Origin of the sequence: Burkholderia sp. BCC1644, from assembly GCF_902833225.1 — a bacterium.
GTDB lineage: Bacteria > Pseudomonadota > Gammaproteobacteria > Burkholderiales > Burkholderiaceae > Burkholderia.
Genome location: NZ_CADFEI010000016.1, coordinates 134,719 through 160,451, shown reverse-complemented (window position 1 = coordinate 160,451; position 25,733 = coordinate 134,719). Strand labels below are relative to the sequence as shown.

23 protein-coding genes are annotated in these 25,733 nt (G+C 66.8%); 19 read left to right on the top strand and 4 right to left on the bottom strand.

What is annotated here, in order from left to right; translation table 11 throughout:
- Window positions 1-57 precede the first annotated feature (57 nt).
- Both HWX87_RS28130 and HWX87_RS28125 read left to right on the top strand, forming a co-directional pair.
- Window positions 58-1,653 carry an MDR family MFS transporter gene (locus tag HWX87_RS28130; protein WP_176050329.1) on the top strand — a complete coding sequence of 532 codons (1,596 nt, stop codon included), beginning with the start codon at window positions 58-60 and terminating at the stop codon, window positions 1,651-1,653.
- A 51-nt stretch (window positions 1,654-1,704) separates the two neighbouring features.
- On the top strand, window positions 1,705-2,151 hold the full coding sequence (locus tag HWX87_RS28125; RefSeq protein ID WP_176050328.1) for a MarR family transcriptional regulator: 447 nt from the start codon (window positions 1,705-1,707) through the stop codon (window positions 2,149-2,151).
- Window positions 2,152-2,219: 68 nt separating this feature from the next.
- Here HWX87_RS28125 and HWX87_RS28120 read toward each other — a convergent pair whose 3' ends face one another.
- Both HWX87_RS28120 and HWX87_RS28115 read right to left on the bottom strand, forming a co-directional pair.
- Window positions 2,220-2,801 carry a DJ-1/PfpI family protein gene (locus HWX87_RS28120; RefSeq protein WP_006487930.1) on the bottom strand — a complete coding sequence of 194 codons (582 nt, stop codon included), beginning with the start codon at window positions 2,799-2,801 and terminating at the stop codon, window positions 2,220-2,222.
- 154 nt (window positions 2,802-2,955) lie between these two features.
- Entirely contained in the window at window positions 2,956-4,236 is a 1,281-nt protein-coding gene (locus HWX87_RS28115) for an amino acid deaminase (protein ID WP_176050327.1), read from the bottom strand.
- A 119-nt stretch (window positions 4,237-4,355) separates the two neighbouring features.
- Between HWX87_RS28115 and HWX87_RS28110 the strand changes: the two genes are divergently transcribed.
- The 4 genes from HWX87_RS28110 (at window position 4,356) to HWX87_RS28095 (ending at window position 7,838) form a co-directional block, all read left to right on the top strand.
- A complete protein-coding gene (locus tag HWX87_RS28110) occupies window positions 4,356-5,294 on the top strand; it encodes a MurR/RpiR family transcriptional regulator (protein ID WP_176050326.1) in 939 nt (312 codons plus the stop codon).
- Between the two features lie 2 nt (window positions 5,295-5,296).
- Entirely contained in the window at window positions 5,297-6,778 is a 1,482-nt protein-coding gene (locus HWX87_RS28105) for a D-aminoacylase (RefSeq protein WP_176050325.1), read from the top strand.
- Window positions 6,779-6,856: 78 nt separating this feature from the next.
- On the top strand, window positions 6,857-7,243 hold the full coding sequence (locus HWX87_RS28100) for a Rid family hydrolase (RefSeq protein WP_006751946.1): 387 nt from the start codon (window positions 6,857-6,859) through the stop codon (window positions 7,241-7,243).
- Window positions 7,244-7,418: 175 nt separating this feature from the next.
- The gene (locus tag HWX87_RS28095) at window positions 7,419-7,838 is read left to right on the top strand and encodes a VOC family protein (RefSeq protein ID WP_176050324.1); all 420 of its coding nucleotides are present in this window, start codon (window positions 7,419-7,421) and stop codon (window positions 7,836-7,838) included.
- Window positions 7,839-7,979: 141 nt separating this feature from the next.
- Here HWX87_RS28095 and queF read toward each other — a convergent pair whose 3' ends face one another.
- Together queF and ilvA are read right to left on the bottom strand one after the other, a co-directional pair.
- A complete protein-coding gene (gene queF / locus HWX87_RS28090) occupies window positions 7,980-8,804 on the bottom strand; it encodes an NADPH-dependent 7-cyano-7-deazaguanine reductase QueF (RefSeq protein WP_176050323.1) in 825 nt (274 codons plus the stop codon).
- 12 nt (window positions 8,805-8,816) lie between these two features.
- On the bottom strand, window positions 8,817-10,340 hold the full coding sequence (gene ilvA / locus HWX87_RS28085) for a threonine ammonia-lyase, biosynthetic (RefSeq protein WP_176050322.1): 1,524 nt from the start codon (window positions 10,338-10,340) through the stop codon (window positions 8,817-8,819).
- Between the two features lie 575 nt (window positions 10,341-10,915).
- Here ilvA and HWX87_RS28080 point away from each other — a divergent pair.
- From HWX87_RS28080 to clsB, 13 genes are all read left to right on the top strand, one after another.
- Window positions 10,916-14,941 (top strand): DUF3683 domain-containing protein, encoded by a 4,026-nt coding sequence (locus HWX87_RS28080; RefSeq protein ID WP_176050321.1) that lies wholly within the window; start codon window positions 10,916-10,918, stop codon window positions 14,939-14,941.
- Between the two features lie 85 nt (window positions 14,942-15,026).
- Entirely contained in the window at window positions 15,027-15,470 is a 444-nt protein-coding gene (locus HWX87_RS28075; RefSeq protein WP_176050320.1) for an HIT family protein, read from the top strand.
- Window positions 15,467-15,880: a DUF971 domain-containing protein gene (locus HWX87_RS28070; protein WP_034188995.1), complete on the top strand. Its 414-nt coding sequence runs from the start codon at window positions 15,467-15,469 to the stop codon at window positions 15,878-15,880. The genes HWX87_RS28075 and HWX87_RS28070 overlap by 4 nt, the downstream gene beginning before the upstream one ends.
- A 52-nt stretch (window positions 15,881-15,932) precedes the next feature.
- The gene (gene ubiE, locus HWX87_RS28065) at window positions 15,933-16,664 is read left to right on the top strand and encodes a bifunctional demethylmenaquinone methyltransferase/2-methoxy-6-polyprenyl-1,4-benzoquinol methylase UbiE (protein WP_043190578.1); all 732 of its coding nucleotides are present in this window, start codon (window positions 15,933-15,935) and stop codon (window positions 16,662-16,664) included.
- Window positions 16,665-16,705: 41 nt separating this feature from the next.
- Window positions 16,706-17,737, top strand: a complete 1,032-nt coding sequence (locus HWX87_RS28060) for a TIM44-like domain-containing protein (RefSeq protein ID WP_176050319.1) — start codon at window positions 16,706-16,708, stop codon at window positions 17,735-17,737.
- A gap of 164 nt (window positions 17,738-17,901) precedes the next feature.
- Entirely contained in the window at window positions 17,902-18,528 is a 627-nt protein-coding gene (locus tag HWX87_RS28055; protein ID WP_176050318.1) for an SCP2 sterol-binding domain-containing protein, read from the top strand.
- Between the two features lie 12 nt (window positions 18,529-18,540).
- A complete protein-coding gene (gene ubiB, locus HWX87_RS28050) occupies window positions 18,541-20,118 on the top strand; it encodes a ubiquinone biosynthesis regulatory protein kinase UbiB (RefSeq protein WP_176050317.1) in 1,578 nt (525 codons plus the stop codon).
- A gap of 17 nt (window positions 20,119-20,135) precedes the next feature.
- Complete coding sequence (locus tag HWX87_RS28045; protein ID WP_176050316.1) at window positions 20,136-20,762, top strand: SAM-dependent methyltransferase; 627 nt, start codon at window positions 20,136-20,138, stop codon at window positions 20,760-20,762.
- 95 nt (window positions 20,763-20,857) lie between these two features.
- A complete protein-coding gene (locus tag HWX87_RS28040; protein WP_129512943.1) occupies window positions 20,858-21,202 on the top strand; it encodes an FmdB family zinc ribbon protein in 345 nt (114 codons plus the stop codon).
- A gap of 64 nt (window positions 21,203-21,266) precedes the next feature.
- Window positions 21,267-21,917, top strand: a complete 651-nt coding sequence (locus HWX87_RS28035; RefSeq protein ID WP_048242740.1) for a DUF502 domain-containing protein — start codon at window positions 21,267-21,269, stop codon at window positions 21,915-21,917.
- A gap of 67 nt (window positions 21,918-21,984) precedes the next feature.
- On the top strand, window positions 21,985-23,787 hold the full coding sequence (gene aspS, locus HWX87_RS28030; protein WP_166963565.1) for an aspartate--tRNA ligase: 1,803 nt from the start codon (window positions 21,985-21,987) through the stop codon (window positions 23,785-23,787).
- Between the two features lie 158 nt (window positions 23,788-23,945).
- Window positions 23,946-24,440, top strand: coding sequence for a dihydroneopterin triphosphate diphosphatase (gene nudB / locus HWX87_RS28025; protein ID WP_176050315.1), 495 nt, complete (start codon window positions 23,946-23,948; stop codon window positions 24,438-24,440).
- A complete protein-coding gene (gene clsB / locus HWX87_RS28020) occupies window positions 24,437-25,711 on the top strand; it encodes a cardiolipin synthase ClsB (RefSeq protein ID WP_176050314.1) in 1,275 nt (424 codons plus the stop codon). Before nudB ends, clsB begins: the two co-directional genes overlap by 4 nt.
- The last annotated feature ends 22 nt before the right edge of the window (window positions 25,712-25,733 follow it).

Here is a 25,733-nt window from a genome sequence, read left to right as displayed (position 1 = left end):
TCCGCCATGCTAGAATTTTGAGATTGTTTGACTCGTCAAAAGTTGCATCAACAAAAAATGGCCGTCCACACTGCCGCCCATCATTCGAGCGGGCAAGTCCTGCCGTTCCGCGAATCGCTGCTGGCGATGATCGGGATCTCGTTCGTGACCATGCTGGTCGCACTCGACCAGACGGTCGTCGGCACCGCGCTGCCGACCATCGTCGCCGAGCTTCGCGGTTTCGACCTGTACGCATGGGTCGCGACCTCGTACCTGCTCAGTTCCGTGATCACGGTGCCGATCTTCGGCCGGCTCGGCGACTATTACGGCCGCAAGCCGTTCGTGATCGTGTCGATCGTCGTGTTCACCGCTGCATCCGTGTTGTGCGGGATGGCCAACGACATGCTGTACCTCGTGCTTGCGCGCGGGCTGCAGGGGATCGGCGGCGGGATGCTGGTCGGCACCGCGTTCGCGTGCATTCCCGACCTGTTCCCCGATTCCGTCGTGCGGCTGCGCTGGCAGGTGCTGATGAGCTCCGCGTTCGGCATCGCGAACGCGGTCGGCCCGTCGCTCGGCGGCGTGCTGACCCAGTCGTTCGGCTGGCGCTCGGTGTTCTACGTGAACCTGCCGGTCGGCCTGCTGTCGCTGTTCTTCGTGTGGCGCTACCTGCCGCACCTGCGCCACGTCGCGCACGATCGCAAGATGCGGCTCGACTGGCCGGGCGCGCTGCTGATCGCGCTGTCGCTCGGCGCGTTGCAGCTGTTCGTCGAATGGCTGCCGAAGTACGGCGTCGCGAGCTGGGCGTCCTTGCTGCTCGTCGTCGCGGTCGCGGCCGGTGTCGGCCTGTGGCACTGGGAGAAGCGCTGCGCGCAGCCGATCCTGCCGTTCGACATGTTCGGCAACCGCGCGCTGTCGGCGCTGTTCGTGCTCGCGATCCTCGCCGGCTTCTCGATGTTCTCGCTGCTGTTCTACGCGCCGCTGCTGTTCCAGGGCGGCTTCGGGATGTCGCCGAAGGAAGCGGGGCTCGTGATCACGCCGCTCGTCGTGTTCATCACGATCGGCAGCATCATGAACGGCCGCGTCGTCACGCGCATCCGCAATCCGAACGCGATGCTGCACGTCGGCTTCGTGCTGTTCGCGATCGCGTGCGCGGGCATCGTCGTGTCGACCCACACGACGCCGACCTGGATGCTGATGGCGCTGATGGTCGCGGGCGGCATCGGGCTCGGTTTCGTATTGCCGAACCTCACCGTATTCGCGCAGCAGGCAGCCGGCCGCGAGCACCTCGGCATCGCGACGGCGCTGCTGCAGTCGCTGCGGATGGTCGGCGGGATGCTCGGCACCGCGCTGACGGGCACGCTCGTCAACCAGATGTACTCGGGCGGCGTGCGCAACGCGCTGACGGCCGATCATGCGATGCAGTGGCACGCGCAGCTCGCCGATCCGCAGATCCTGATCGATCGCGCGGCGCAGGGCGGTCTCGTCGCTGAGCTGACGCGTGCCGGGCATAATGGCGCGCTGCTGCTGGAAGCGGCCCGTGAATCGCTCGTCGGTGCGATTCACCTGGGCGTCGCGATGGCGGCCGTCGTCGCCGTGGTGTCGGTGTGGCAGTGCCGTCGCGTGCCGCCGATCGCGCTGCGGCGCAAGATCGAGCCGCACGTCGCGGCCGATTGACCGATCAGGCGATTCAACGAGTCAACGATTTACCGGAAACGAAATCAGCGCATGGAAGAACAGGACCGCGTCGCGATCTTGCAGCAATTCGGACGCACGTATCGAGCGTTCATGAGCGCGTTCGAAGCGCACGTCGGGCAGCCGATGCCGCGCTGGCGCATCATGGTCGCACTGCACACGATGGGCGGGCATTCGTCGCAGAAGAAGCTCGTCGAAGTGCTGCGCATCGATCCGGGCGCGCTCACGCGCCAGTTGAAGTCGCTCGACGCGCTCGGCTGGATCCAGCGCGAATCCGATGCACGCGACAATCGCGTGACCAACGTCACGCTGACGGACGAAGGCCGCGCGGCATTCGACGCGTGCCTGCCGCGCCGCAAGGCGTTTCTCGAACAGACGATGGCGCAGTTGCCGGACGACGTGCTGAATGCGCTGTCGGGTGCGCTCGCGATGCTGGAAACGCGGATCGCGGACGTTGGCTCGGCGCCGGCCGCGCGCTGAAACGCCGGGCAGGGCGGCGCGAGCGCGCCGCCGGCCGGCATCTCATTCCTTCCCGATTCGATTCAGGTTCACAGCTCGATGCGCGTGCCCAGCAGTGCGAGGAACTGCGCGAGCCAGGCCGGGTGCGCGGGCCAGGCAGGTGCGGTGACGAACGGCGCGTCGGTCACGGCCGCGTCGACCGGGATGTCCGCGTATTCGCCGCCCGCGAGCTTCACCTCGGGCGCGCACGCCGGGTAGGCCGAAATGCGCTTGCCGCGGATCACGTCGGCTGCTGCGAGCAGTTGCGCCGCATGGCAGATCGCGGCGATCGGCTTGCCGGCTTCGGCGAACTCGCGCACGAGCGAGATCACCTTCGGATCGAGTCGCAGGTATTCGGGGGCACGGCCGCCCGCGATCGCGAGTGCGTCGTAGCGCGCGGCGTCGACGTCGTCGAATGCGGCATTCAGCGTGAACTGGTGGCCGGGCTTCTCGGTGTAGGTCTGGTCGCCTTCGAAATCGTGGATCGCGGTCTTGATCTTGTCGCCCGCGCGCTTGCCCGGGCAGACTGCATCGACGTGGTGGCCGACGGCCTGCAGCGCCTGGAACGGCACCATCGTTTCGTAGTCTTCGGCGAAATCGCCGGTCAGGAACAGGATCTTCTTCGCGGCCATGGCTTTCTCCAGTGAAGCAGCGTTGAAGGCCCGTTCGCGCCGTGCGCAACGGCCGCGAGGGGCCCCGGGGACGAAAGCGCAGTGTACTCCGGCAGATTGAAGCGCGCGTGACGGCCGCCCCGCGCGAGCGGCGGGGCGGGGCGCGCAATGGGCGTCAGAAGAACGTTTCGACGACTTCCGTCACGCGGAACTGCGGATCGAGCACGAGCACCTGGCGCCACTTGTCGAACGTCAGGCACGGGTGCGAGATGTCGAACGCGACCATGTCGCCGACCTTCACGTCCGCGCCCGGCGGGATCTGCAGGTACGCGTGCTGGTCCATCATCCCGGTCACGGCCCAGCCTTCGGTCGCGGCGACGTCGCGCGGCGCGGTGTCGCGGCCCGGGCGGAAGTGGCGCGCCGGCTCGGGCAGGCCCGCGTCGAACGCCGCGTCGCGCTTGCCGAGCGCGACGATCGCGCGGTCGGCTTCCGGCACCGACTGCACGTACGCCCACAGCTGCAGCGCCGGCAGCAGCCCTTCGCCCATCGTGCGCGCGATCGGGTTGCGTGCGAACACGTCGGTCTGCGCCTTCTTGTAGATGCCGACGTCGTGCGTCAGGTAGCAGCCCGGACGCAGCACGACTTCCGCGAAGCCCGCGTCGGACGCCTTCCTGAACTCTTCCGCGACCACGTCGTACCACGCCGATCCGGCGCCGGACAGGATCGCCGGCGTGCGCGCGAAGCGGCCTGCTTCGGCGAGTTCGCGCGTGAGCGCGACGGCTTCCTGCAGGAACGTGCGGATCTCGCCTTCCTCTTTCAGCACGCCTTCATAGAGTTCGATGCCGGCCAGCTTCAACGTGTCCGGATAGCGCGCGATCGCGGCCAGCACGGCCTCGCGCTGCGCGGCATCGCGCACGCCCGCGCGGCCGCCCGGCACGCCGAGCTCGATCAGCACGTTCAGCGATTTCTTCGCGTCGCCGAAGAAGCGGCCGAGCTGGTCGACGCTTTCCGCGGAATCGACGAGACAGAAGAATTCGAAATCGGGATCCGACAGCAGCCCGGCGATGATCGTCATGTTCTGGCGGCCGACCAGCTGGTTCGCGAGCAGCACGCGCCGCACGCCGCCGTGATACGCGGCCTGCGTCTGGTGCGCGGTCGCGAGCGTGATGCCCCACGCGCCGGCGTCGAGCTGGCGGCGGAACAGTTGCGGCGCCATCGTCGTCTTGCCGTGCGGCGCGAACTGGACGCCATATTTCTGGACGAATGCCTGCATCCAGTTCAGGTTGTGTTCGACGCGGTCTTCGTAAAGCACGGCGGCCGGCAGGCTGACGTCTTCGGCGAGCAGGTTCCACTCGAGCCGGCCTGCGTCGCCGAGCGGCACGCTCGCGCTCGGCAGATTGCCCAGACCCTTGCCGAACGGGTCGATCGTCGCTTCCTGATAGTTTGTAACTTTCATGTCATCCCGCTCCATCATCACTATGCATTGCACTGAAGTTGACACGCAGATGGTACAGAAAGTAGCATCTGCGCGGTGATGTTATTTAGTAACATCAAGCTTCGCAACCTGATCCGCAGATGAATACGCCCGCATCCCCGTCCGCTCCGCTCGCGGCCCAGCTCCAGCCGGCTCCGGCCGCCGCGCCGGTCCTCGACATCGTCGCGCGGATCGCCGAATGCGCGCCCGAGTTGCGCGAAGCCGAGCGCAAGGTCGCCGCGTTCATCCTTGCCGATCTCGCGCGCGCCGCGCATGCGAGCATCGGCGCGCTCGCGCGCGACGCGGAAGTCAGCGTCGCGACGGTCACGCGTTTCGCGAAAGCCGTCGGCTGCCGCGACGTACGCGAACTGAAGGTGCTCGTCGCGCAGGCGGCGGCCGTCGGCCAGCGCTTCCTGGTGCCGTCCGACGCCGCGCCGGACGACGATACGAGCCCCGCGTCGATGGTCTACGACGAGATCCGCGTGGCGCTCGCGCACAACCATCAGTTGCTGCGCAACACGTCGTTCGAGGCGGCGGCCGACCTGCTCACCGGCGCGAAGATGACCTACGTGTACGGGCAGGGCGGCGGCTCCACCGCGCTCGCCGACGAGCTGCGCTTCCGGCTCGTGCGCTTCGGCCGGCCGGTCGCGAGCTATCAGGACAGCGTGCTGCAGCGCATGGTGGCCGCGACGCTGTCGCGCGACACCGTCGTCGTCGCGCTGTCGGTGAGCGGGCGCGTGCCCGAGCTGCTCGAAAGCTGCCGGCTCGCGAAGCGCTACGGCGCGAAGCTGATCGCGATTACCGCGCCGGCGTCGCCGCTCGCGAAGCTCGCCGACCACCTGATCCCGGTCGTCGCATTCGAAACCGATTTCATTTACAAGCCCTCGACATCGCGTTACGCGATGATGATGGCGATCGACGTGCTCGTCACCGGAGTCGCATTGCGGCTCGGCGATGCGGGCCGAGAATCGCTGCGCCGCATCAAGCATGCGCTCGATGCGCACCGCGGCGGCGGAGACCGTCAACCGGTAGGAGACTGACCATGCATTCGCATCCCGAAGCCGCCGATACGCTGATCGTCGGCGCGCAGCTGTACGACGGCACCGGCGCACCGCCCGTCACGCGCGACGTCGCGATCCGCAACGGCCAGATCGCCGCGATCGGCAACCTGTCGAACTGGCTGGCCGAGAACGTCGTCGATGCGAATGGCCGCGCGCTGGCGCCGGGCTTCGTCGACGTGCACACGCACGACGACACGCACGTGATCCGCGCGCCGGAGATGATCCCGAAGATCTCGCAGGGCGTGACGACCGTGATCGTCGGCAACTGCGGGATCAGCGCATCGCCGGTGACGCTCGCCGGCGATCCGCCCGATCCGATGAACTTGCTCGGCGAGCGCGGCGCGTTCCAGTACCCGACCTTCGCCGACTACGTCGCGGCCGTGAACGCCGCGCATCCGGCCGTCAACGTCGCGGCGCTCGTCGGCCACACGGCGCTGCGCAACAACCAGATGGACCGCCTCGACCGCGCGGCGACGGACGGCGAGATCGCCGGGATGCGCGCGCAGCTTGAAGAGGCACTCGCGAACGGCGCACTCGGCCTGTCGTCGGGCCTCGCGTACGGCTCCGCGTTCGCGGCGCCGGCCGAGGAAGTGATGGCGCTCGCCGAGCCGCTCGCGAAAGCCGGCGCGCTGTACACGACGCACATGCGCACCGAATTCGACGCGATCCTCGACGCAATGGAAGAGGCGTACCAGGTTGGCCGCCATGCGCGCGTGCCGGTCGTGATTTCGCACCTGAAGTGCGCGGGTCCGTCGAACTGGGGGCGCAGCACCGAAGTGCTCGCCTCGCTCGAAGGCGCGCGCCGCTACCAGCCGGTCGGCTGCGACTGCTATCCGTACAGCCGCAGCTCGTCGACGCTCGACCTGAAGCAGGTGACGGGCGACATCGACATCACGATCACGTGGTCGGAGCCGCACCCGGAAGTCGCGGGCAAGCTGCTGAAGGCGATCGCGGCGGACTGGGGCGTGACCGAGCAGGAAGCCGCGCAGCGCATCCGCCCGGCCGGCGCCGTGTACCACAACATGTCCGAGGACGACGTGCGCCGGATCCTGTCGCACCCCGCGACGATGGTCGGATCCGACGGCCTGCCGAACGATCCGCTGCCGCATCCGCGGCTGTGGGGCGCGTTCCCGCGCGTGCTCGGCCATTACGTGCGCGACACGAACCTGCTGCCGCTCGAGGAGGCGATTCGCAAGATGACGTCGCTGTCCGCGCGCCGCTACGGGATCGCGAAGCGCGGCGAAGTGCAGGTCGGCTACCACGCGGACCTCGTGCTGTTCGACCCGGCGCGCGTGATCGACGCGGCGACGTTCGAGAAGCCGCAACAGCCCGCGCACGGGATCGACGCGGTGTGGGTGAACGGCGTGCTGACGTATGAAAACGGCCAGCCGACCGGCGAGCGCGCCGGCGGCTTCGTCGCGCGCGGCGAGCGTGTGGCGGCGAGTGCCGACGCCGCGTTCTGAGCGCGGCAGTTGTTCCGATCTTCCGCGCGTGCCGCTGCCGGCGCGCGCATCCGTAACCGAACTGTGAGGAGTGAAACGATGAAGCGATATGGCGTGGGCGAAGCGAAGGGGACCGGCGGCCAGGTGATGCCGTTCGCGCGTGCGGTCGAGGCCGACGGCTGGCTGTACGTGTCGGGCCAGACGCCGATGGTGAACGGCGAGGTCGTCGAAGGCGGGATCGTCACGCAGTCGAAGCAGACGATCGAGAACGTGATCGCGATCCTGAAGGAAGCCGGCTACGGCCTCGAACACGTCGTGCGCTGCGGCGTGTGGCTCGACGACGCGCGCGATTTCGCGTCGTTCAACAAGGTGTTCGTGTCGTACTTCGGCGAGCATCCGCCGGCACGCGCGTGCGTGCAGTCGAGCATGGTCATCGACTGCAAGGTCGAAGTCGACTGCATCGCGTACAAGGCGCCGGCGAAGTAACGCCGCAACGGCGAGCCGCTACGCAACGGGCCCGGCGCATTCACGTGCGCCGGGCCCGTTTTGTCATGTGGCGCGCACGGTTCGACCGTTGCTCGACGCGCCTGCGGCGGCAACCGCCGCAACGCCACCCGCCGGTTCATGTAATGTGCCGCATGACCCTACGGACGGGAAATACATGGAATGGGCTGCGCTGGTGCCGGAGCTGATCTGCTCGGACCTTGCCGGAAGCGTTCGCTTCTATCGTGACGTGCTGGGATTCCGGATTCGCTTCGAACGTCCGGAAGACGGCTTCGCCTATCTTGAAATCGGGCGGGCTCAGCTGATGCTCGAGCAGTACGGCCCGGAGGGCTGGCTGACCGGCCCGCTTGAGCCGCCGTTCGGACGCGGGATCAATTTTCAGATCGAGGTCGATGCGCTCGACCCCATTCTCGACAGGATTCGCGCCGCGGGCGTGACGCTGTTCGTCGAGCCGCGTACGTCCTGGTATCGGGAGGGCGAGATCGAGCATGGCCAGGTCGAGATGCTGGTACAGGATCCCGACGGTTACCTGCTGCGCCTGGTGGAGATCCTGCCGGAGCGGCCGGCAAGCGGGTGACCGCGGGCCGTCCGCGCTCCCGCGTGCAATGAAAAACGGCCCGGCCGGTTGAATCCGGTCGGGCCGTTTTGTCCGGATTGGCGGCCGCGCGTCGCCAACCGGGAACTGCGAACCGCGAACCGCGGCGGCCACCGACCGCCGTCACTGCCGCGCAGTGCGTGCGTTGTCCGGCATCGGCTGGTTGTAGTTGGTGCGGAACGGATTGATGTCGAGCCCGCCGCGACGCGTGTAGCGCGCGTACACCGCGAGTTTCACCGGTTTGCACGCGCGCATGATGTCGAGGAAGATCCGCTCGACGCACTGCTCGTGAAAGCCCGTGTGATTGCGGAACGAGATGATGTAGCGCAGCAGGCCCGCGTGGTCGATCTGCGGCCCGACGTAGTGGACCTGCACGCTGCCCCAGTCGGGCTGGCCCGTGACCGGGCAGTTCGAGCGCAGCAGGTCGGACACGAGCGTCTCCTCGACCGGCGCTTCGTCCTCGGCGGCCGACAGCAGCGACGGATCGGGTTCGTAGATGTCGGTATCGAGATCGAGGCGGTCGAGCGACAGCCCGTCGAGCTCGTCCATCTCGAGCTTGCCGAAATCGTGCGCCGACACCAGCTGCACCGACACGGTCGCGCCGCACGCGGCCGACACGTCGCGCTTCAGCACGTCGCGCACCGCGTCGATCGAGTCGAACTTCGACTGCGCGAACGAGCCGAGATACAGCTTGAACGACTTCGATTCGACGATGGCCGGCGATTCGGCCGGCACGTAGAACGTCGCGACCGCGACCTGCGGCTTGCCGCGCGCATTGAGCCACGACAGCTCGTACGCGTTCCAGATGTCGGTGCCGAAGAACGGCAGCGCCGACGTGATGCCGAGCTGCTCGCGCGCACCGGCGCGCGGGATCGGGAACAGCAGCGACGCGTCGTACTGCGCCGCGTAGACGGTGGCCTTGCCGAGCGGGGAATGTTCGGGATTCATCGTGTGACGCCTTTACGACAGGAAGAGGCGGTAAGCCGGGTTGGCGCTCTCTTCGACATACGGATAGCCGAGTGCGGCGAGGAAGCGTTCGAATTCGGCGCGATCGGCCTGCGGCACCTGCAGCCCGACGAGGATCGAGCTGTAGTCCGCGCCCTGGTTACGGTAGTGGAACAGGCTGATGTTCCAGTCCGGTGCCATCGACGACAGGAACTTCATCAGCGCGCCCGGCCGTTCCGGAAACTCGAAGCGGAACAGGCGCTCGTCGAGCGCGAGCGGCGAGCGGCCGCCGACCATGTAGCGGATGTGTTCCTTCGACAGCTCGTCGTGCGTCAGGTCGACGCTCTTGAAACCGTGCGACTCGAAGTTCGCGGCGATCTCCGCCGATTCGCCGCGACGCTTGATCTGCACGCCGACGAAGATGTGCGCGGACTGCGCATCGGCGATCCGGTAGTTGAACTCGGTGACGTTGCGGTCGCCGACGAGCGAGCAGAAGCGCTTGAAGCTGCCTCGTTCCTCGGGGATCGTGACCGCGAACACGGCTTCGCGCGCCTCGCCGACTTCCGCGCGCTCGGCCACGAAGCGCATCCGGTCGAAGTTCATGTTCGCGCCCGACGTGACCGCGACGAGCGTCTGGTTCTCGATGCCTTCGCGTTCCGCGTACAGCTTCGCGCCCGCGACCGCCAGCGCGCCGGACGGTTCGAGCACGCTGCGCGTGTCCTGGAATACATCCTTGATCGCCGCGCACAGCGCGTCGGTATTGACCGTCACGACGCCGTCGAGGAACTCGCGGCACAACCGGAAGGTTTCCTCGCCGACGAGCTTCACCGCCGTGCCGTCCGCGAACAGGCCGACTTCGCTCAGTTCGATGCGCTCGCCGGCGTCCAGCGACTGCGCCATCGCGCACGAATCCTCGGCCTGCACGCCAATGACCTTGATCTCCGGGCGCACGGCCTTCACGTACGCGGCGACGCCGGACGCGAGCCCGCCGCCGCCGATCGGCACGAAGATCGCGTGGATCGGGCCCTGGTGCTGGCGCAGGATCTCCATCGCGATCGTGCCCTGGCCGGCGATCACGTACGGATCGTCGAACGGGTGGACGAACGTGAGGTCGCGCTCCTGCTGCACCTTGACTGCGTGCGCATACGCGTCGCTGTACGATTCGCCCGCCTGGATCACCTCGACGCTCGGGCCGCCGTGCGCGCGCACCGCATCGACCTTCACTTGCGGCGTCGTGACCGGCACGACGATCACGGCCTTCACGCCCATCCGGGCTGCCGAGAACGCGACCCCTTGCGCGTGATTGCCGGCCGATGCCGTAATCACGCCGCGCGCGAGCGCGTCGGCCGGAATGTGCGCCATCTTGTTGTACGCGCCGCGCAGCTTGAACGAGAACACCGGCTGGTTGTCCTCGCGCTTCAGGTAGACGGCATTGTGCAGCCGGGCCGACAGGTTGCGGGCGGGTTCGAGTTCCGTCTCGATCGCGACGTCGTAGACGCGCGCGGTGAGGATTTTTTTCAGGTAATCGTGGGGTGCCATGGGCGCTCGCGTGCAGTGCGGAAGCAGACGGTAAAGGATCAATGATAGCGCCAAGGGTCCGCCCGCATGCAAGCGGCATGCCGGACGAGCGGTCGCGGCGGCGCGCGCAGGGGGCGTGCGCGACGCGGAACGTCCTTTTTTGACCGGCTTAACCGTACGGTTACCGACCGGACGGGCGGCGAATGATCGCACGAAATCGCGCCGAACCCCGCTCGGCGCGGCTGGAGGCGATAGCCCCACGACCTGTCCGGCGTGTCACGGATGGCCCGATCATGGGTTAGAATTCCGTTTTGAATCAAGGATCGGAAGATGCAGAGGCACCCTCGGATCGCACCGTTGAAGCCGACGCCGCGCGCAGCCAGCCCCGCGGCCGAACGGCATGCGCGCCGCGCGCGATCGTGCTGATCGTTCCGAGTGCCGCCAGGCCCTGTCGCCGGCCAGGAGGGGCAAGTCGCCCGCTCCGGCCCCATGAAGGACAGCCGCGCGCCTGGTAACAGAACAGATTTCCCCAAGATTGCGCCCACGCGCTTGCCGACGCCCGTGCACGGTGTATCGGCCCTCCGAGTCGTCCGAACATGAACGCACCACAAGTTTTCGATCCGCATGGCGCGGCCGCCGCCGTCGCCGCTGACCCCGCGCCCCGCTTGCGCGAGATTCCCTATAACTACACGTCCTTCTCGGATCGCGAGATCGTGATCCGCCTGCTCGGCGAGGAGGCGTGGTCGGTGCTCGACGAACTGCGCGCCGAGCGCCGCACGGGCCGCTCGGCACGGATGCTGTATGAAGTGCTCGGCGACATCTGGGTCGTGCGCCGCAACCCGTACCTGCAGGACGACCTGCTCGACAACCCGAAGCGCCGCGCGCTGCTGATCGAGGCGCTGAACCACCGCCTGACCGAGATCGGCAAGCGCCGCAGCGCGGATCTCACCGAGCATCGCGACGACGCGGGCCGCGAGCGCGCATCGCGCGTCGAGATGCTCGAGACCGCCGCGCAGCGCGCGGTCAACGAGTTCGCCGACGAATTCGAGAAGATGGCCGACCTGCGCCGCCGCGCGACCAAGGCGCTCGGCCGCTGCACGGAGAAGGACAACATCCGCTTCGACGGGCTGTCGCGCGTGTCGCACGTGACCGATGCGACCGACTGGCGCGTCGAATACCCGTTCGTCGTGCTGACGCCCGACACCGAAGCCGAGATCGCGGCGCTGATCAAGGCGTGCTTCGAACTCGGCCTGACCGTGATCCCGCGTGGCGGCGGTACCGGCTACACGGGCGGCGCGGTGCCGCTCACGCCGTTCTCCGCCGTCATCAACACCGAAAAACTCGAACAGCTCGGCGCGGTCGAGCTGACCGAACTGCCGGGCGTCGCGCACAAGGTGCCGACGATCTTCTCCGGCGCGGGCGTCGTCACGCGCCGCGTGACCGAGGCGGCCGAAGCGGCCGGCTACGTATTCGCGGTCGATCCGACGTCGCTCGACGCATCGTGCATCGGCGGCAACGTCGCGATGAACGCGGGCGGCAAGAAGGCCGTGCTGTGGGGGACTGCACTCGACAACCTGGCCTGGTGGCGGATGGTCGACCCGGACGGCAACTGGCTCGAAGTCACGCGCCACGAGCACAACCAGGGCAAGATCCACGACATCGCGGTCGCGCGTTTCGAGCTGAAGTGGTTCGACGGTGCGTACGCGCCGGGCGAGAAGCTGCTGAAGACCGAGATGCTCGAGATCGAAGGCCGCCGGTTCCGCAAGGAAGGCCTCGGCAAGGACGTGACCGACAAATTCCTCGCCGGCCTGCCGGGCGTGCAGAAGGAAGGCTGCGACGGGCTCATCACGTCCGCGCGCTGGGTGCTGCACAAGATGCCCGCGCACACGCGCACCGTCTGCCTCGAATTCTTCGGCCAGGCGCGCGAGGCGATCCCGAGCATCGTCGAGATCAAGGACTACCTGTTCGAAACGTCGAAGCAGGGCGGCGCGATCCTCGCGGGCCTCGAGCACCTCGACGAGCGCTACCTGCGCGCGGTCGGCTACGCGACCAAGAGCAAGCGCAATGCGTTCCCGAAGATGGTGCTGATCGGCGACATCGTCGGCGATGACGCCGACGCGGTCGCGCACGCGACGTCCGAAGTGATCCGGATGGCGAACGGCAAGAGCGGCGAAGGCTTCGTCGCGATCAGCGCGGAGGCGCGCAAGCGCTTCTGGCTCGACCGCAGCCGCACGGCCGCGATCGCGAAGCACACGAACGCGTTCAAGATCAACGAAGACGTCGTGATCCCGCTGAACCGGATGGGCGAGTACACCGACGGCATCGAGCGGATCAACATCGAGCTGTCGCTGAAGAACAAGCTGCAGCTCGTCGACGCGCTCGAGGCGTTCTTCCGCGGCGGCAACCTGCCGCTCGGCAAGACCGACGACGCGAACGAGATCCCGAGCGCCGAGCTGCTGGAAGATCGTGTGCAGCAGGCGCTGGAGCTGCTCAAGCGCGTGCGCGCACGCTGGGAATTCGTGCGCGACCGGCTCGACCAGCCGCTGCGCGAGGCGCAGCACTATCTCGTGCAGCTCGGGTATGAAGCGCTCGCCGAGAAGTTCGCGGATCGCGCGGACGAGCAGCCGGGCGCGACCGTGTTCCACATCACGCAGGACCGCACGGTTCGCATCTCGTGGAAGCAGGAGATCCGTGCGGAACTGCGCGCGATCTTCAACGGCGGCGCGTTCAAGCAGATCCTCGACGAAGCGCAGGCGATCCACAAGCGCGTGCTGCGCGGCCGCGTGTTCGTCGCGCTGCACATGCACGCGGGCGACGGCAACGTCCACACGAACATCCCGGTCAACTCCGACAACTACGAGATGCTGCAGGACGCGCACGCGTCGGTCGCACGCATCATGAAGCTGGCGCGCTCGCTCGACGGCGTGATCTCCGGCGAGCACGGGATCGGCATCACGAAGCTCGAGTTCCTGACCGACGACGAGATCGCCGAATTCCGCGCGTACAAGCAGCGCGTCGACCCGAACGGCCGTTTCAACAAGGGCAAGCTGCTCGACGGCGCCGATCTGCGCAACGCCTATACGCCCAGCTTCGGGCTGATGGGCTACGAGTCGCTGATCATGCAGCAGTCCGACATCGGCGCGATCGCCGATTCGGTGAAGGATTGCCTGCGCTGCGGCAAGTGCAAGCCGGTGTGCGCGACCCACGTGCCGCGCGCGAACCTGCTGTACAGCCCGCGCAACAAGATCCTCGCGACGTCGCTGCTGGTCGAGGCGTTCCTGTACGAGGAGCAGACGCGCCGCGGCGTGTCGATCAAGCACTGGGACGAGTTCAACGACGTGGCCGACCACTGCACGGTGTGCCACAAGTGCGCGACGCCGTGCCCGGTGAAGATCGACTTCGGCGACGTCACGATGAACATGCGCAACCTGTTGCGCAAGATGGGCAAGAAGAAGTTCAATGCCGGCAATGCGGCCGGCATGTTCTTCCTGAACGCGACCAATCCGCAGACGATCAACGCCGCGCGCACCGTGATGATGGGCGTCGGCTACAAGGTGCAGCGCTTCGCGAACGACATGCTGAAGAAGGTCGTGACGAAGCAGACGCAGCACCCGCCCGCGACGGTCGGCAAGCCGCCCGTCGTCGAGCAGGTGATCCACTTCGTCAACAAGAAGATGCCGGGCAACCTGCCGAAGAAGACGGCGCGCGCGCTGCTCGACATCGAGGACAACAAGATCGTGCCGATCATCCGCAACCCGAAGTCGACGACAGTCGATTCGGAAGCGGTGTTCTACTTCCCGGGCTGCGGCTCCGAGCGCCTGTTCTCGCAGGTCGGCCTCGCGACGCAGGCGATGCTGTGGGAAGCCGGCGTGCAGACCGTGTTGCCGCCGGGCTACCTGTGCTGCGGTTATCCGCAGCGCGGCTCGGGCCAGTACGACAAGGCCGAGAAGATCGTCACCGACAACCGCGTGCTGTTCCACCGCGTGGCGAACACGCTGAACTACCTCGACATCAAGACGGTCGTCGTGTCGTGCGGTACCTGCTACGACCAGCTCGCGGGCTACGAATTCGACAAGATCTTCCCGGGTTGCCGGATCATCGACATCCACGAGTTCCTGCTCGAGAAGGGGATGAAGCTCGACGGCGTGTCGGGTACGCGCTACATGTATCACGACCCGTGCCACACGCCGATCAAGACGATCGACCCGGTGAAGCTCGTCAACGAGCTGATGGGTGCGGAGAAGGACGGCTACAAGATCGAGAAGAACGATCGCTGCTGCGGCGAATCGGGCACGCTCGCGGTCACGCGCCCGGACGTGTCGACGCAGGTCCGCTTCCGCAAGGAAGAGGAGATCCGCAAGGGCGCCGCGAAGCTGCGCGCGATTCCCGTCGTGGCCGGCGATGCGCCGGCGCCGGCCGCCGCGGCCGCGAACGGCCCGGACGTGAAGATCCTGACGAGCTGCCCGTCGTGCCTGCAGGGCCTGTCGCGCTACAGCGAGGATGCGAACCTCGAAGCCGACTACATCGTGGTCGAAATTGCGCGCCAGGTGCTCGGCGAGAACTGGATGGCCGATTATGTCGCACGTGCCAACAATGGCGGGATCGAGCGCGTGCTGGTCTAATGCGGGCATGACGACCGCCCGACCGGGCCAGGAATGAGCGGGCGCCGGCGCAGCAATGCCGGCGCCTGTCCACATGGGAGCGACGATGGAATGCGTGTTTTGCCGTGAAGACGGCGGCGATCTGCTCTGGCAGGACGATGCGGTGCGCGTCGTTCTCGCGACGGGCGAGCACGAGTATCCGGGCTTCTGCCGGGTGATCTGGGGTGCGCACGTGGCCGAGTTCTCCGATCTCGGCGAATCCGAGCGGGCCCACCTGATGCGCGTGGTCTACGCGGTCGAGCGGGCCGTGCGCCGCGTGATGCAGCCGAACAAGGTGAATCTCGCGAGCCTCGGCAACATGGTGCCGCACGTGCACTGGCACGTGATCCCGCGCTTTTCCAACGACGCCCACTTCCCGCAGCCCGTCTGGGCGCCGCGCCAGCGCAGCGTGTCCGAGGCGCTGTTGCGCACGCGCGCCGCGCAGGCCTCGCTGCTGCACAATGCGGTGCGCGAGGAAATTCAACGCATGACCGATTCGAGGCAGCCATGAGCGGTTTGACTTCCACGACGCCGATTCCGTCCGGCGTCGTCGTGCACGCGGTGTCGCGCGTGCTCGAATTGCAGTACCCGAACGGCGACAGCTACCGGATTCCGTTCGAGTTGATGCGCGTCTATTCGCCGTCGGCCGAGGTGCGCGGACACGGGCCCGGCCAGGAGACGCTGCAGACCGGCAAGCGCGAGGTGACGATCACGGCGCTCGAGGGCGTCGGCAACTACGCGCTCCAGCCGACGTTCTCCGACGGCCATTCGACCGGCATCTACTCGTGGGACCTGCTGTACGAACTGGCGACGCAGCAGGACGCGCTGTGGCGCGACTATTTCGACAAATTGAAGGCAGCGGGCGTCGAGCGCGACGCCCCGATGCAGGCGGCCTCCGCGTCGCACGGCCACTGCCACTGAAATCGACGGCGCCCGCTCGGCGCCGTCTTGCCATTTACTGAGGATCAACGCGATGAGCAAAACCCACTTCGGCTTCGAAAGCGTCGAGGAAAACGAAAAAGCGAAGAAAGTGGCGGGGGTGTTCCATTCGGTCGCGAGCAACTACGATCTGATGAACGACCTGATGTCGGCGGGCATGCACCGCGCGTGGAAGGCGTTCACGATCGCGCAGGCGAACGTGCGCCCCGGTTTCAAGGTGCTCGATATCGCGGCCGGCACCGGCGACCTGACGAAGTCGTTCAAGAAGGCGGCCGGGCCGACGGGCGAGGTCTGGCACACGGACATCAACGAATCGATGCTGCGCGTCGGCCGCGACCGGCTGCTCGACAAGGGGATCGTGACGCCGTCGCTGCTGTGCGACGCAGAGAAAATTCCCTTTCCGGACAACTACTTCGACGTGGTCACGGTCGCGTTCGGGCTGCGCAACATGACGCACAAGGACGCCGCGCTGGCCGAGATGCGCCGCGTGACGAAGCCCGGCGGCCGCGTGATGGTGCTGGAATTCTCGAAAGTCTGGGATCCGCTGAAAAAAGCGTACGATCTGTATTCTTTCAAAGTATTACCGTGGCTTGGCGACAAGTTCGCGAAAGATGCCGAAAGTTACCGGTATCTTGCTGAATCTATCCGGATGCACCCCGATCAGGACACGCTGAAGACGATGATGGAACAAGCGGGCCTCGACGCCGTCAAATATTACAATTTGTCAGGTGGCGTGGTAGCTTTACACATGGGAGCCAAGTACTAAGGGGCTCTTTCCATACATTTGTCTTACATCTGGAGAAGCTGATGTCCGAAACGCGTTCGTTGTTCAACCGTAGCAAGCCGTCGAAGCCGTGGGCTCGACGGGTCGGCACGCTGCTGATGGTCGGCCTGCTCACGGCCGGCACGTTCGCATCGCTCGACGCTGAAGCCAAGCGCATGGGCGGCGGACGCAGCATCGGCCGGCAGAATTCCACCGTCACGCAGCGCCAGGCCACGCCGCCCGCGCAGCAGCCGATGCAGCAGGCCGCGCCGTCGCAGGCGCAGCGTGCGAATCCGGCCACGCCCACGCCGGCCGCGCAGCCCAACCGCTCGCGCTGGCTCGGGCCGATCGCCGGTCTCGCGGCCGGTCTCGGCATCGCGGCGCTGCTGTCGCACTTCGGCCTCGGCGGCGCGTTCGCGAGCATGATGGCGAACGTCATCGTGATCGCACTGCTCGCGATGGTCGGTATCTGGCTGATCCGCAAGTTCATGAACCGCCGTCGCCCGCAAGAGCCGGCGTACTCGGTCGGCGGCTCGGCGTCGTCGTCGGGCGGCTACTCGCAAAGCCCGTCGTTCCAGCAAGGCAATGCCGGCAGCAACTACGCGGGCAGCGGCAGCAGCTATGCGAACGAAGCGCAGGGCGTGTTCGGCGGCGGTGCAGCGGCCGCCGGCGCGGCAGCGGCTGCGGCGGCACCGCACCAGGTGCCGGCCGGCTTCGATTCCGAAGCGTTCCTGCGCAGCGCGAAGGTCTACTTCGTGCGCCTGCAGGCGGCGTGGGACCAGGGCAACCTGGCCGACATCCGCGAGTTCACGACGCCCGAAATGTTCGCCGAGATCAAGATCGACCTCGATTCGCGCGGCAACGAGGCGAACCAGACCGACGTCGTGCAGCTCGACGCGGAACTGGTTGCCATCGAGGATCGCGGCATCGAGCAATCGGCGAGCGTGCGTTTCCACGGCCTGATCCGCGAATCGGCGAGCGCGTCGGCCGCGCCGTTCGACGAGGTGTGGAACCTGTCGAAGTCGGGCAGCCAGGGCTGGCTGCTCGCGGGTATCCAGCAGATCAACACGCACTGAGCGTGCCGGGCGGCCCACGCCGCCGGGCACCCGGGCGACGGCCGCCGCACTGCGACCGCTTGCCGCCCGGGTGTACGGTCAGGCACGGTCTGCCGACGATCCGACGTTACAATAGAAACCCGCGTGGGCGCCCGGCCTGCGCGGGTTTTTTCTTTCCCAGCCCGATGACCTTTGCCGCCAAGCCTTTTGCTGCTGCTGTCAATCACCTGCTCGCGCGCGAATCATGGGCGCGCGACCGCCTGATTCCCTATGCGGGCAAGACTGCCCGGATCGACGTGCCTCCCGTGACGCTCACGCTGCTGGTGCAGCCCGACGGCTATCTGTCCGCCGTCGACGCGCACGATGCGCAACAGGTCGACGTGTCGATCGCGCTCGCCGGCGACACGGTCGCCGCGTTCCTGCAGGGCGGCCAGGCGGCCGTGATGAAGCACGTGAAGATCGAGGGCGACGCGGAATTCGCGACGCAGATCGCGAAGCTGGCCGAGCACTTGCGCTGGGAACCTGAAGAAGATCTCGCGAAGCTGGTCGGCGACGCGGCGGCATACCGGATCGCGACGGTCGTGCGCGACGCCGGTGCGCGCGCGCGACGCACCGGCCGCAACGTGCTCGATTCCGTCGCCGAATACTGGCTCGACGAGAACCCGCAAGTCGTCCGGCGCACGTCGCTCGGCGGCTTCGACGCCGAACTGGCGCGCGCACGCGATGCGCTCGCGCGGGTCGAAAAGCGGGTCGAGCGACTCGAACAAAAAATCGGCGCGCGCACGGGCCCAGGCCCGCGCGGCGCGCACTGAGGGCCGCAGGGCATGCGCATTTTCCGTTTCATCAAGATTGTCTACACCGTCATCCGCTTTGGTCTCGACGAAGTGATGCTGTCCCGGATCGACGACCGGCGCGTGAAGCTGCTGTTGCGGATCACGACGATCGGCCGTCGTTATTCCGATCCGCCCGCCGTGCGGCTGCGTCACGCGCTCGAAAGCCTCGGCCCGATCTTCGTGAAGTTCGGCCAGGTGCTGTCGACGCGCCGCGACCTGCTGTCGGTCGATTTCGCGAACGAACTCGCGAAGCTGCAGGACCAGGTGCCGCCGTTCGATTCGGCCGTCGCGATCTCGATCATCGAGAAGTCGCTCGGTGCGCCGGTCGACGAGCTGTTCGACGAATTCGAGCGCGAGCCGGTCGCGAGCGCGTCGATCGCGCAGGTGCATTTCGCGAAGCTGAAGCAGGGCGTGCATGCGGGCAAGGCCGTTGCGGTGAAGGTGCTGCGCCCGAACATGCTGTCCGTGATCGACTCGGATCTCGCGCTGATGCGCGACATCGCCATCTGGACGGAGCGCATGTGGGCCGATGGCCGCCGCCTGAAGCCGCGCGAGGTCGTCGCCGAATTCGACAAGTACCTGCACGACGAACTCGACCTGATGCGCGAGGCCGCGAACGGCAGCCAGCTGCGCCGCAACTTCGCGGGCCTCGACCTGCTGCTCGTGCCCGAGATGTTCTGGGATTTCTCGACGTCGCAGGTGCTCGTGATGGAGCGCATGACGGGTGTGCCGATCAGCCAGGTCGAGACGCTGCGCTCGGCCGGCGTCGACATCAAGAAGCTCGCGCGCGAAGGCGTCGAGATCTTCTTCACGCAGGTGTTCCGCGATGGCTTCTTCCATGCGGACATGCACCCCGGCAACATCCAGGTGAGCCTCGACCCGAGCACGTTCGGGCGCTATATCGCGCTCGATTTCGGGATCGTCGGCGCGCTGTCCGATTTCGACAAGAATTACCTCGCGCAGAACTTCCTCGCGTTTTTCAAGCGCGACTACCACCGCGTCGCGACGCTGCACCTCGAATCGGGCTGGGTGCCGCCCGAGACGCGCGTCGAAGAACTCGAAAGCGCGATCCGCGCGGTGTGCGAGCCGTATTTCGACCGCGCGTTGAAGGACATCTCGCTCGGCCAGGTGCTGATGCGCCTGTTCTCGACGTCGCGCCGCTTCAACGTCGAGATCCAGCCGCAACTCGTGCTGCTGCAGAAGACGATGCTGAACGTCGAAGGGCTCGGCCGCTCGCTCGACCCCGAACTCGACCTGTGGAAGACCGCGAAGCCGTACCTCGAGCGCTGGATGACCGAGCAGATCGGCCTGCGCGGCTGGTACGAGCGCTTCAAGGTCGAGGCGCCGCAGTGGAGCAAGACGCTGCCGCAACTGCCGCGCCTGATCCATCACGCGATGGCCGCGCGCCATGACGCACCGCGCGCCGCGAGCGAGGACCTGATGCGCCAGATCCTCGTCGAGCAGAAACGTACCAACAGGCTGCTGCAGGCGCTGCTGATCTTCGGCCTGTCGGTCGGCGTCGGCGCGCTGGTCGCGCGCGTGCTGTTCGCGCTCGCGTACGGCGCCTGACCGACAGGAGCAACGCGATGTCCGATCCGAAGCAACCGGCTGCACCGACGGCCGCCGATTTCGCGACGCGCGACCCCGGCAACGCGTCGTTCTGGGACGAGCGTTTCGAGCGTGGCGTGACGCCTTGGGAATTCGGCGGCGTGCCCGATGGCTTTCGCGTGTTTGCGCATCGGCTCGAGCCGTGCACGGTGCTGATTCCCGGCTGCGGCAGTGCGCAGGAGGCCGGGTGGCTCGCGCAGGCCGGCTGGCCCGTGCGCGCGATCGATTTCGCCGCGCAGGCGGTGGCTGCCGCGAAGGCGCAGCTCGGCGCGCACGCGGACGTCGTCGAGCAGGCCGATTTCTTTACGTACCGGCCGCCGTTCGACGTGCAGTGGGTGTACGAGCGCGCATTCCTGTGCGCGCTGCCACCGGCCATGCGCGCGGGCTACGCGGCACGGATGGCCGAGCTGTTGCCCGTGGACGGATTGCTGGCCGGCTATTTCTTCGTGATGGCGAAACCGAAGGGGCCGCCGTTCGGAATCGAGCGTGCGGAACTCGATGCGCTGCTCGCGCCGCACTTCGAGCTGATCGAGGATTTGCCCGTGACCGATTCGCTGGCCGTGTTCGAAGGACACGAGCGCTGGCTCACGTGGCGCCGCCGCTGATGCGCGGGCGTCGCAGCCGTTGCCGGGCCGCGCCGGGGTTTCGGCTATAATTCAAGGTTTTGCAAGCTGTTTCCAGTTTCCGCGGGAAAAATATCATGCCGATCTACGCCTATCGATGCGAAGCGTGTGGTTTCGCGAAGGACGTGCTCCAGAAGATGAGCGACGCGCCGCTGTCGCAGTGCCCGGAATGCGGGAAGGATGCGTTTCGCAAGCAGGTCACTGCCGCGGGCTTCCAGTTGAAGGGTTCGGGTTGGTACGTCACCGATTTCCGTGGCGGTTCGGGTGGCGCCAGCGCGCCGGCGACCGCGTCGGGTGACGCGGCTGCGGCGGCGCCCGCCGCGGCGGAACCGGCAGCGGCCGCGCCGGCCGCAGCGAGTTCCGAAAGCACGACGACGAGCGCCGCGCCCGCCCCGGCTGCAGCGCCCGCCGCCAGTAGTTGACTGTCGCGGTCCGACCGGGCCGCGACCACCCCGCGCCGCCGCCGGCGCGGTTCATTGACGGCAGATGATGAAAAAGACGACCCTGAAATCGGTGTTTCTGACCGGCCTGCTGGTTCTCGTCCCGCTCGCGATCACGCTGTGGGTGCTCGGCCTCATCATCGGCACGATGGACCAGACGCTGCTCCTGCTGCCCGAATCGTGGCAGCCCGAGCGGATGCTCGGCTTCCATCTGCCGGGGATCGGCGCGGTGCTGACGCTTGCGTTCATCTTCGTCGTCGGTCTGGCCACGCGGAATTTCGTCGGCCAGAAGCTCGTCACCTGGTGGAATGCGGTCGTGCGTCACATCCCGGTCGTGGGGCCGATCTACACGAGCGTCAAGCAGGTGTCGGACACGCTGCTGTCGAGTAGCGGCAACGCGTTCCGCAAGGCGCTGCTGATCGAATATCCGCGCCGCGGCTCGTATACGATCGCGTTTCTGACCGGCACGCCCGGCGGCGACGTGCTCAATCATCTGACGGAAGAATACGTGAGCGTGTATATCCCGACGACGCCGAACCCGACGTCGGGCTTCTTCCTGATGCTGCCGAAGAGCGAAGTCATCGAACTCGACATGTCGGTCGATGCCGCGCTCAAGTACATCGTCTCGATGGGCGTCGTGGCGCCTCCGGCGCCGGCTCCGGCGCCCGCCCGCCGCCCCGTCGAGCCGCCGCTGTAAGTAAAGAATCATCGCCCGGGCCGCGCGTTGCGGCGCCCGTTGATCAAACCGAACGAAAGCAAACATCATGTCGATGCGTACTGAATACTGCGGTCTCGTGACCGAACACCTGCTGGGCCAAACCGTGTCGCTGTGCGGCTGGGTGCAGCGCCGCCGCGATCACGGCGGTGTGATCTTCATCGACCTGCGCGATCGTGAAGGCCTCGTGCAGGTGGTGTGCGACCCCGATCGCGCGGAGATGTTCGCGACCGCCGAAGGCGTGCGCAACGAGTTCTGCGTGCAGATCAAGGGCCTCGTGCGCAACCGTCCGGAAGGCACGGTCAACGCCGGCCTGAAGAGCGGCAAGATCGAAGTGCTGTGCCATGAACTGAACGTGCTGAACGCATCGGTCACGCCGCCGTTCCAGCTCGACGACGACAACCTGTCGGAAACGACGCGCCTCACGCACCGCGTGCTCGACTTGCGCCGCCCGCAGATGCAGCACAACCTGCGCCTGCGCTACCGTGTCGCGATCGAGGCGCGCAAGTACCTCGACGAGCAGGGCTTCATCGACATCGAAACGCCGATGCTGACGAAGAGCACGCCGGAAGGCGCGCGCGACTACCTCGTGCCGTCGCGTGTGAACGCGGGCCAGTTCTTCGCGCTGCCGCAGTCGCCGCAGCTGTTCAAGCAGCTGCTGATGGTCGCGAACTTCGACCGTTACTACCAGATCACCAAGTGCTTCCGCGACGAAGACCTCCGTGCCGACCGTCAGCCGGAATTCACGCAGATCGACTGCGAAACGTCGTTCCTCGGCGAGCAGGAAATCCGTGACCTGTTCGAAGACATGATCCGTCACATCTTCAAGACGACGATCGACGTCGAGCTCGACGCGAAATTCCCGGTGATGCCGTACTCGGAAGCGATGGCGCGTTTCGGTTCGGACAAGCCGGACCTGCGCGTGCAGCTGGAATTCACCGAGCTGACCGACGCGATGAAGGACGTCGACTTCAAGGTGTTCAGCACGCCGGCCAACGCGAAGGACGGCCGTGTCGCGGCGCTGCGCGTGCCGAAGGGCAGCGAACTGTCGCGCGGCGACATCGACGGCTACACGGAATTCGTGCGCATCTACGGCGCGAAGGGCCTCGCGTGGATCAAGGTCAACGAGAAGGCGAAGGGCCGCGACGGCCTGCAGAGCCCGATCGTCAAGAACCTGCACGACGCATCGATCGCGGCGATCCTCGAGCGCACCGGTGCTGAAGACGGCGACATCATCTTCTTCGCGGCCGACCGCGCGAAGGTCGTCAACGACAGCCTCGGCGCACTGCGCCTGAAGATCGGCCATTCGGAATTCGGCAAGGCGAACGGTCTCGTCCAGGCCGGCTGGAAGCCGCTGTGGGTCGTCGACTTCCCGATGTTCGAATACGACGACGAAGATGCACGCTACGTCGCGGCTCACCACCCGTTCACGAGCCCGAAGGACGAGCACCTCGAGTACCTCGAGACCGACCCGGGCCGTTGCCTCGCGAAGGCGTACGACATGGTGCTGAACGGCTGGGAAATCGGCGGCGGCTCGGTGCGTATCTATCAGGAAGAAGTGCAGAGCAAGGTGTTCCGCGCGCTGAAGATCGGTGCGGAAGAAGCGCAACTGAAGTTCGGCTTCCTGCTGGACGCGCTGCAGTACGGCGCGCCGCCGCACGGCGGTATCGCATTCGGTCTCGACCGCATCGTCACGATGATGGCCGGCGCCGATTCGATCCGCGACGTGATCGCGTTCCCGAAGACGCAGCGTGCACAGGATCTGCTCACGCAAGCGCCGAGCCCGGTCGACGAGCGTCAGCTGCGCGAACTGCACATCCGCCTGCGTCAGCCGGAACAGCCGAAGGCGTAACGCGTTTGGCACCCGGTCGTGTGTGCGGTCACGCGCACACGACGCACATGAAAAAGGCGCGCGATGCGCCTTTTTCATTTTTTGCGGTACAGTCGCAGCACTTGCCGCACGTTCGGGGCGCATGCCCGACGCACGGCCCTGTGCCGCATGAAACAACGATGACGAAGCCGCCGAAAATCCCCGAATCCGTTCTTGTCGTGATCTACACGCCCGACCTCGATGTGCTCGTGATCAAGCGTGCCGACCAGCCCGATTTCTGGCAATCGGTCACCGGCTCGAAGGACGCGCTGGACGAGCCGCTCGCGCTCACCGCCGCGCGTGAAGTGGCGGAGGAAACCGGCATCGCGATCGGCACGGCGGACGTGCCGGCCAACGCGCTCGCCGACTGGCGCCACCGGATCGAATACACGATCTATCCGCAATACCTGCATCGCTATGCACCGGGCGTCACGCGCAACGTCGAGCACTGGTTCGGCCTGTGCGTGCCGCGTCGCGTCGGCGTGACGCTGTCGCCGCGCGAGCACGTCGACCATGCGTGGCTGCCGTTCCGCGAGGCGGCCGCGCGCTGCTTCTCGCCGTCGAACGCCGAGGCGATCCTGCAACTGCCCGCGCGCGTGGCCCTGTCGCGCGCGCCGCACGGCTCGTCCGCATGACGGCGGAAGCCCGCAAGCGCTTCGCGCAATTGCGGCAGATGTTCCTGCAGGAACGCGGCTCCGCATCGCGGCTCGCGTTCACGTCGGGCAACACCGTGCGGCTGTGCGAGGGCGGCGGTGCGTTCTTCCAGGCCCTGATCGAACGGATCGATGCGGCCCGCGAGCAGGTGATGCTCGAAACCTACATCTTCTGCGACGATGCAGCCGGCCGGCCGGTGTCGGATGCGCTGATCCGTGCGGCGCAGCGTGGCGTGCGCGTGCGCGTGATCACCGACGGCATCGGCACCGCGCGCCTGCCGCTGTTCGACACGTGGGTCGAGGCCGGTGTCGAGCACTGCATCTACAACCGCTTCCTGTTCGGCCGCTTCGGCTTCTCGCGCACGCATCGCAAGCTTGCGGTGATCGATCATGCGGCCGCGTTCTGCGGCGGCATCAACATCGTCGACGACTACGCGCAGAACGGCACGACGCTGCCGTTTCCGCGCTGGGATTTCGCGGTCGAGATGGCAGGGCCTGCCGTGTCCGACGTGCGCGCGGCGTTCGAGCTGCAGTGGCACCGGATCCAGTTCGGCCACAAGCCGTATGCCCAGTACGCGGCCGGGCTGCACGGCGGCGAAGCGTTCCCCGACATGTTCCGGCGCTGGATGCGCAGCCACCGGTGGATCAAGGCCGGTGCGCTCAGGGTCGTGACGGAGCCGAGCGTCGCGTTCGTCGCGCGCGACAACGTCGTGAACCGCCGCGCGATCGAGAAGGCGTATCTTGCGGCGATCGGCCAGGCGCGCCAGCGGATCCTGCTCGCGAATCCGTACTTCATGCCGGGCCGCAAGCTGCGCCGTGCGCTGACGGGCGCCGCACGGCGCGGCGTCGACGTGCGGATCCTGATCGGCCGCAAGGAGTTCGCGGCGCTCGATACGGCCGTGCCGTTCCTCTATCACGCGCTGCTGCGCGCGGGCGTGCGCGTCGCCGAATACGACAAGACGATGCTGCACGGCAAGGTCGCCGTGATCGACGACAACTGGGCGACGGTCGGCTCGTCGAACCTGGACGCGCTGAGCCTGATGCTGAACAATGAAGCGAACGTCGTGCTGGTGCGTTACGATGCTGTCACGAACGAACTGCGCGACGCGATCGCGGGTGCGTTCGCCGATGGCCGGGAAATCGACCCCGCGCGCTTCGCCGCGCGCCCGCGCATCGAGCGTCTGCTGAACTGGCTTGCGTACACCGCGTATCGCGTCGTGATGAAGGCGCTGACGGTCGGCGGTTACGACTGACGCAGACTAAGCATTCGCTTCA